Below are 7,129 nucleotides of genomic sequence, written 5' to 3'. Positions count from 1 at the left end.
CAAACTCTTCAGTTTAAATCATACAAGAATCCGTAGATTCTTAATTCTTGCTCAAGACAAAACTCAATTTCGACGAGTCACTGTCCTGATATTTCGTATCTGAAATACCTCGGCCAGCGCCCACACGAATTACTTGGTCAACTTTTTAAAGAGCGTTTGAGCGTCTCGTTGCTCAACAGTGGGGCGAATTCTACAGCGTTCTCGCACCCTGTCAACATGTATTCTCAAAAGATTTCGCTTTATTTCGGTTTCCCGCAACTCGCTGATACACAATCGTTTATTAAGCAATCAATGCGGACAAAAAACAACCAGAACACTTACAAAAAGCGATTTACGATATGGCGCTAGTCTAAGCCAAATGATACGTTGCTGCTATAAATATAATCAAAGAACAAACCTTCATGTCAGACCAACCAAAAGACTCCGCGTTCATTACGCGCCCGAGCGCCCCGACTTCTCATATAGATGAACAACGTTACCGGTCGCTTTTAGCGCTCTACCCCGACGCATTCTTTGAGCTAGACCAAAACGACTGCTTCACGGCGGTCAATGGTAAATTCGAAAAGCTTTTTGCGACAACCAACTCCGCTCTTGTGGGGCAGCTGTTTGAAAAACTGACTCGTCCAGAATGCGCCAGCGAGTTGCACCAAGCCCTGCGAATTGCACGCGAAGGATCGGAGGCTAGATTCGAGTGCAGAACCTATCGAAGCGACTACGGTGACTCTCTAATAGAAGTCAGGCTTTCCCCAATCTTTAACGATCGCACTGTAATTGGCCTGCACGGCATAGCAAAGGATCGATCCAGCCAACGAACAGCCACGAGCGAACAGACTCGCGCGGACATACTTACCGGATTACCAGATCGTTCAACGTTTGAAAGCCATATTCGCAAAGCTCAGCAGCGAGACGAGCAACTCTCTGCAATTTTAATTATCAATTTAGACGATTTTGGCTCCGTCAACCGGCACCTTGGTCACGATATAGGCGACCAGCTGCTGCAGGAAGCCGCAAGAAGAATGAGCGAGGGACTACAACCCGGAGACTTCCTGGCGCGATTTGCCGGCGACGAGTTTGGCTTGCTCCTTTCTAATATTCCTAATGAGGAGATTGCGCTTCAAATTGCAGAAGGCTACCTGTATCTACTCTCTTGCCCTTTCATCATTGATCAACAAACACTCCAGATAACCGCAAGTATTGGCATTGCGTTTCGTAACAGCGCCAACAAAGATAGCGCGACCTGGATTCAACGCGCCTGCATTGCGGTGACAGATGCAAAAATCAAGGCCGCAACACATGGGGCTGGTATTCGGAAGACTCTAACTCAGTTGTCCTCGAACACGTATCGCTCCGCCACGAGCTCGCTGCGGCAATCGACGACAATTCCCTCGTGCTGCACTACCAACCTTTAGTAGATTCGAGAACGGGGGCCATACAATCATTAGAAGCTCTCGTCAGATGGCAACACCCCAGCCGCGGCTTGATGTCGCCACGAGAATTTATTGCATTGGCTGAGAAGACCGGACAAATCATTGATATCGAGCGCTGGGTGCTTCGGCGGGCCTGCCAAGACATCTATGAACTAAATTCCTCTCGGGAGCGCGCTCTAACCGTTGCCGTTAACATCTCCCCTGCCCACTTCGGACGCAACGGCTTTATTGAGGAAGTGGAACACGTCCTACAGATCAGCGGGCTCAACCCTCGGCAACTAGAGCTCGAAGTAACAGAAAGCTCTTTAATGACCAACACAGATAAATCCGTCAGGCGCTTGCAGGATTTGCGGGCACTGGGCGTCAGGGTCGTCATCGACGATTTTGGTACCGGGTATTCGAACCTTGCGAACCTTGATTGAGACTCCTTACAAGGCTACCTATTCTCCAAAGCGCTGCCGATTACCGATATCAGGAAACTTCCTGCGCTTATCTATAGCGAAACCGGATCCCGGTGTACCAGCCGATAGGTAGCTGTTAAAGTTCACTTCAATCTCTATTAATAATCAATTGCGGGTAGAAACCATCAGAATCTGGCCGGAAGGAGGTCTTATGAAAGCGCTATTGTCCAAAATTTTGTTGACTATTTCATTGGTCGCAAGCATGCCGCTGCTGGCACAAGATAACCCGCTGAGAGTTGGGATGTCCGGCTCTTATTTCCCTTTTACCTTTGTTGAGCAAGACGAACTAAAAGGCTTCGAAGTGGATGTGATGAACGCGATCGGCGAGGAAATGGGGCGTGAAGTTCAGTACGAAACGGCCAATTTCTCTGGCCTGTTTGGCATGCTGCAGTCCGGTCGTATCGACACGGTGGCAAACCAGATCACCATTACAGAGGAACGTCAAAAAGCCTATGTCTTCAGTGATCCGTATGTTTACGACGGTGCGCAGGTAGTCACCAAAAAAGGAAATACCCAGGTTCAGTCGGTGGAAGACCTGAAAGGCAAAACCGTCGCGGTTAACCTGGGATCTAACTTTGAAGACCTTCTTCAGGAACTCCCCTACGCCGATCAAATCAACATCAAAACTTACGAAAGCAATCTTGAGCGCGATACCGCGCTAGGCCGTGTAGACGCCTTCGTGATGGACCGAGTCAGCGCCAGCCAGATCATTAAAGAGAAACCTCTTCCCCTTGAACTGGCCGGACCAACCTTCTCGCAGATTAAAAATGCTTACCCGTTCCACGACAATGAAGCCGGCCGCGAACTTCGGGACGAAGTGAACCAGGCAATGGCGACCCTGCGTGAAAATGGAACACTGGCGTCCATCTCTGAAAAATGGTTCGGCACCGACATAACTCAGCCTTGAGCGGCTCACCGAGGACTGACTCATTATGGACGTGTTGAACGTCGAGTACATGCTTGGCTTGGTACCTGTATTACTCAGGTACCTGCCACTCACTCTGCAACTGGCAGGCATCGGTATGGTGTTCGCGCTGATCCTCGCCTGTCTTTTTGCAGTCGTACGGGTACTGCGCATTCCGGTACTGAATCAGCTAACGATCGTATTTATCTCGTTTTTCCGAGGCACACCTTTGCTGGTTCAGTTATTCCTCTTCTATTACGGTCTGCCGCAACTCTTTAGTGCTCTCACCGTCATCGATGGCATCACCGCTACCATCATGGGACTGACCATGCACTTCGCTGCCTACATGGCCGAGTCTATTCGGGCGGCGATCGTCGGAGTGGACCGCAGCCAAACGGAAGCCGCCTTGTCCATCGGCATGACCAACGGTCAGCTGATGCGTAGAATTGTACTCCCGCAGGCAACCCGCGTAGCCCTCCCCACATTGATGAACTACTTCATCGATATGATCAAAGCGACCTCCCTCGCGTTCACTTTAGGGGTGACCGAATTGATGGGCGCGACACAAAAAGAAGCTGCGGGAAGCTTTCTCTATTTTGAAGCATTTATTGTCGCCGCCATCATGTACTGGATCGTAGTGGAAATTCTCTCCAAACTGCAGAACTATCTCGAAATCCGCCTGAACAAGGCCTACAGCCGATGATAAAGCTAACGTCACTGAGCAAACATTTTGGCGATACGGTCGTTCTTGACGAGATCGACCTGACGATCGAGCAAGGCGAAATCGTCGTGATTATTGGCCCCTCGGGCACCGGCAAGTCGACTTTGCTCCGCTGCATCAACTTCCTTGAGGATCCGACCTCCGGGACTATCTCGGTTGGCAACCTCTCCGTGGACGCGAAACGTGCCAGCCGCAAAGATATTCTCGCGATGCGCCGACAAACCGCCTTCGTTTTTCAGAACTACGCTCTGTTCGCCAACAAGACGGCTATCGAAAATATCGCAGAGCGTTTGTTGGTGGTCGACAAATGGCCGAAAGAAAAAGCGCTGAAAAAAGCACGCGAAATACTGGCTAAAATCGGCCTAGACGAGAAGGCAGATGCCTACCCCGCCTCCATGTCAGGCGGCCAGCAGCAACGAGTCGCGATCGGCCGTGCGATGGCTGCCGGTGCGGAAGTCATCCTGTTTGATGAACCGACATCATCCTTGGACCCCGAGTGGGTAGAGGAAGTGCTGGGATTGATGAAACAGCTGGCAGCGGAACGCCAGACCATGTTAGTGGTCACCCACGAGATGTCCTTTGCACGCGATGTAGCGGACCGCGTTATCTTTGTAGAAGGCGGCCGCATAGTTGAGCAAGGACCGCCCAGCGAAATCTTCCAGAATCCAAAAGATCCACGTACAAAAGATTTCCTGAAAAAGATCCTGGCCACAAATCCGGCAATCCCGAACCACTCCTGAGCCAAACGGCATGGGTGCAGCAGGAATTTGCAGCACGGACAAGCTGTGGTGCTTTAAAGTGATTGTATGTCCGAACCCATCGTTTTTTTGACCGTTTCTTGCTGATCGGTACTCTCACAGTGAACAACCACCGTCCACCGACCTGTGTTGTGGGCCTTTCGCGTTTTCTCTATGACCGGATCGTGATCCGGGCGGATGGAGACGACCCCAGCCAGCAATAGTGCTAACACCGGGCACAGGAAACCAAACGCGATATACGTCATTAGCGGGCTCGACTGCGTGAGAGCAGGCCCGACCAGGACCAATACAGTGGCGATTACTAGCCCAACAACAAGCCCCACAATGCCAAAGCTAACGTGAGTTTTGACGAGAGAACGTGCAACCCCCTGAACCTCAGGTTCTACTTTTCTTGCCATATCAGGGTCATCGGGCCGCACAACGTTGATTTGAGATGCTGGTATTCCCGCGGAAGCAAGACAATCTACCGCTTTGGTCGCGGCGACTTCGTCGTCAAACTCTGCGGCAATCTTATGAGAGAATTTTTCTCCTAGCTGCATTGGGTCAGACATCCTGTGCCTCCTGTATGCGAACGGGCTCGCCATACACGGCGCGCTCTTCTGGTGCACGCGACTAACTCTCGAAGCGCGTTGCTTCGAATGCGCTTGTCATACATCCAACGTAGCAAAGGAATTAGCTGTGTCCAAATGACGCTAAGGTAATTGGTTGTTCATTATTGAAGTCGACGAGAGACACAGGAAGAAAATGAAATCAATGTAGCCATTCTGTCGCCATCGACACGCCGGCTAAGACCGCAAAATACTAAGCGATTGAAATAAAATGGTAAAAAATGGAGGCGCGGGTCGGAATCGAACCAGCGTACACGGAGTTGCAGGTCGAACAAAAATGAAACGATAAAAATAAAAGCATCAATAAGTTATGGTAATTTATTCAACTTAAACATGAGCTAAATTTGCCGCTTTTGGGTAGTTCACAATCAATGGGTTACGTTTATTTTGTCGCCATATATTTTGGGCTTTTTGCAGCTCCTGAAGTAATTTCAAGAAACCCCAACATGCGCCCTTTGAGCCCCCTTAACAGCCTTCAACTTTCAGACTAATCATCTCTGGGCCAGAACACCTATTCCGAAAGCTAACATTGAGCCTTGTGGCGCTTGCAGCGATCATTGGCCTCCTCACTTAGGCCAAGAATCCGTTGGGTTAAAGATTAGGGGCAGGTCATGAGGTTTAGTTAAGACGGTGCCTCTCGGAGAGGAGCAGCCCAATCGTCTCTTTGTAGACATTTCTTCAGGATCCGTCCATAGTGGGACATATTAAAATAATTGCCTCTACGGAGATCGAGCATGAATACATCTGATTTCAGCACACACAAGCACGCCGACCTGAAGCGCATGGGTTCTGCGGGTCTGAAAGCGGTTTTGAATATCCTTGAAAAATGGGGATGCTCCGCAGAGCAGTCCATGGCTATTCTTCGCTTGCCCAAGGCGACGTTCTACAAGTATCGGAATGATCCTTCCCAGGCTCGCCTTGATCGTGACCAGCTGACCCGTTTGAGCTATCTACTGAACATGCACCAGGCGCTGCGGATCGTGTTTGAGAACCGAGATAATGTTTATGGTTTCATGAGCAAAAAAAACCATAACCCCTATTTCCACGGCCGCACTCCACTGGAAGTGATAGAGAGTGGAGATTTTGGAGCGCTGTACGAGACGTATAAGCGGATTGATACCCTTCGAGGAGGGCTCTGGTAATGGGGGGCAGCCTGCCAGTGACATCGCTGACGCATCAAAAGGCGTACCGGTTGATCAATTCCAAACTGCCAACCATCGATCTTTTTGAGGACGTTGCCAGCGCCGAGGATTTCGAGGATTTGTACGAACTGCAGGCCCTTACCAACCCTCGCCTGTCATCCGAAGTCGGCAATCTGGATTATCTGGATATTGCCGAAGTGCCGTGGGGCATTCCGGGCTGTTCCTATGCCGTGGCTGCGTTTACACATATTGCGCCGGACGGAAGTCGTTTCAGCAATGGTGAATACGGCGTGCTGTATATGGCCGACGAAATGGAAACGGCCATTCAAGAAGTTGCTTACCACCAAGGGAAGTATATCGCCAATATTGAAGATCTGGCCTTTGACCGACTCGTGTTCCGTGGGCTGGCCTGCACATTTTCGAGCTCAACCATTCACGATGCGACCACCCTGCCCCTGTCCGATGGCATATACGACTCGGATAACTATGCAGAATCACACATGCTGGGTAGAGAGCTTCGAAAAGACGGCTCCGATGGACTGGCCTATTGGTCAGTAAGAGCCCCGGGCAAAACCTGCTGGGGACTATTCACGCCAAGAGGTGTCGAATCCATTGTGCAGGCGGCTCACTACGAGTTCGTGATCGATGGTCGCAAGATTATCGACATCTGTAAAATCACTTCTCGGGAAACCCATTGCTGATTCAGTTTGTGAGGGAGGTTAGGTAATCCCCCCCGAAAAACAGCGGTGTTTAAAAGTAGAATTTTCCGTAAGCTACACGCAAGGAGATTCTGCATGAAGAAGTCACGTTTTTCCGACAGCCAGATCCTGTCGATCCTGAAGCAAGCCGAGAACGGTGTTCCGGTTCCGGAGCTGTGTCGTGAGCACGGCATGAGTAGCGCCAGCTTTTACAAATGGCGCGCCAAGTTCGGTGGTATGGATGCGTCCATGATGTCTAGGCTAAAGGAGCTAGAGGACGAAAATCGCCGACTCAAGAAGATGTATGCCGAGGAACGACTGAAGGCTGATATCCTCAAGGAAGCCATCGAAAAAAAGTGGTAAAGCCGTCTCGTCGCCGTGAGATGGCGCAGAAAGCCGTCAGCCAGAAA

The 7,129-nt window shown here is 50.4% G+C and carries 8 protein-coding genes and 1 pseudogene; 8 read left to right on the top strand and 1 reads right to left on the bottom strand.

Translation table 11 applies throughout. The annotated features are described in order from the left end of the window. Positions 1 to 401 precede the first annotated feature (401 nt). From MWU64_RS15160 to MWU64_RS15140, 5 genes are all read left to right on the top strand, one after another. Positions 402 to 1,409 carry a sensor domain-containing diguanylate cyclase gene (locus MWU64_RS15160; RefSeq protein ID WP_247065302.1) on the top strand — a complete coding sequence of 336 codons (1,008 nt, stop codon included), beginning with the start codon at positions 402 to 404 and terminating at the stop codon, positions 1,407 to 1,409. Beyond that, positions 1,388 to 1,849, top strand: coding sequence for an EAL domain-containing protein (locus MWU64_RS15155; RefSeq protein WP_247065300.1), 462 nt, complete (start codon positions 1,388 to 1,390; stop codon positions 1,847 to 1,849). Before MWU64_RS15160 ends, MWU64_RS15155 begins: the two co-directional genes overlap by 22 nt. Before the next feature lie 190 nt (positions 1,850 to 2,039). Then, complete coding sequence (locus MWU64_RS15150; protein ID WP_247065298.1) at positions 2,040 to 2,795, top strand: amino acid ABC transporter substrate-binding protein; 756 nt, start codon at positions 2,040 to 2,042, stop codon at positions 2,793 to 2,795. 25 nt (positions 2,796 to 2,820) lie between these two features. Further along, positions 2,821 to 3,495, top strand: coding sequence for an amino acid ABC transporter permease (locus MWU64_RS15145; RefSeq protein ID WP_247065296.1), 675 nt, complete (start codon positions 2,821 to 2,823; stop codon positions 3,493 to 3,495). Beyond that, positions 3,492 to 4,253: an amino acid ABC transporter ATP-binding protein gene (locus MWU64_RS15140; RefSeq protein ID WP_247065294.1), complete on the top strand. Its 762-nt coding sequence runs from the start codon at positions 3,492 to 3,494 to the stop codon at positions 4,251 to 4,253. Before MWU64_RS15145 ends, MWU64_RS15140 begins: the two co-directional genes overlap by 4 nt. A 53-nt stretch (positions 4,254 to 4,306) precedes the next feature. Here the strand turns inward: MWU64_RS15140 and MWU64_RS15135 are convergent, their stop codons facing one another. Further along, positions 4,307 to 4,822: a hypothetical protein gene (locus MWU64_RS15135; RefSeq protein WP_247065292.1), complete on the bottom strand. Its 516-nt coding sequence runs from the start codon at positions 4,820 to 4,822 to the stop codon at positions 4,307 to 4,309. Between the two features lie 791 nt (positions 4,823 to 5,613). On the opposite strand from MWU64_RS15135, the gene MWU64_RS15130 reads away from it, so the two are divergent. From MWU64_RS15130 to MWU64_RS15120, 3 genes and pseudogenes are all read left to right on the top strand, one after another. Next, complete coding sequence (locus MWU64_RS15130) at positions 5,614 to 6,021, top strand: antitoxin Xre-like helix-turn-helix domain-containing protein (protein ID WP_247065290.1); 408 nt, start codon at positions 5,614 to 5,616, stop codon at positions 6,019 to 6,021. Continuing rightward, positions 6,021 to 6,722, top strand: coding sequence for an RES family NAD+ phosphorylase (locus tag MWU64_RS15125; RefSeq protein WP_247065288.1), 702 nt, complete (start codon positions 6,021 to 6,023; stop codon positions 6,720 to 6,722). Before MWU64_RS15130 ends, MWU64_RS15125 begins: the two co-directional genes overlap by 1 nt. Positions 6,723 to 6,815: 93 nt before the next feature. After that, positions 6,816 to 7,129 (top strand): annotated as a pseudogene (locus tag MWU64_RS15120) (transposase); the annotation flags it as partial.

Source organism: Marinobacter sp. S0848L, from assembly GCF_023016065.1.
Classification (GTDB): Bacteria; Pseudomonadota; Gammaproteobacteria; order Pseudomonadales; family Oleiphilaceae; genus Marinobacter.
This window is presented reverse-complemented; position numbering and strand designations above follow the sequence as displayed.

Bases quoted from the DNA above. Each gene is read 5' to 3' on its own strand.
- MWU64_RS15160 (WP_247065302.1), top strand. From the start codon at position 402: ATGTCAGACCAACCAAAAGACTCCGCGTTCATTACGCGCCCGAGCGCC.
- MWU64_RS15125 (WP_247065288.1), top strand. From the start codon at position 6,021: ATGGGGGGCAGCCTGCCAGTGACATCGCTGACGCATCAAAAGGCGTAC.
- MWU64_RS15140 (WP_247065294.1), top strand. From the start codon at position 3,492: ATGATAAAGCTAACGTCACTGAGCAAACATTTTGGCGATACGGTCGTT.
- MWU64_RS15130 (WP_247065290.1), top strand. From the start codon at position 5,614: ATGAATACATCTGATTTCAGCACACACAAGCACGCCGACCTGAAGCGC.
- MWU64_RS15145 (WP_247065296.1), top strand. From the start codon at position 2,821: ATGGACGTGTTGAACGTCGAGTACATGCTTGGCTTGGTACCTGTATTA.
- MWU64_RS15135 (WP_247065292.1), bottom strand. From the start codon at position 4,822: ATGTCTGACCCAATGCAGCTAGGAGAAAAATTCTCTCATAAGATTGCC.
- MWU64_RS15150 (WP_247065298.1), top strand. From the start codon at position 2,040: ATGAAAGCGCTATTGTCCAAAATTTTGTTGACTATTTCATTGGTCGCA.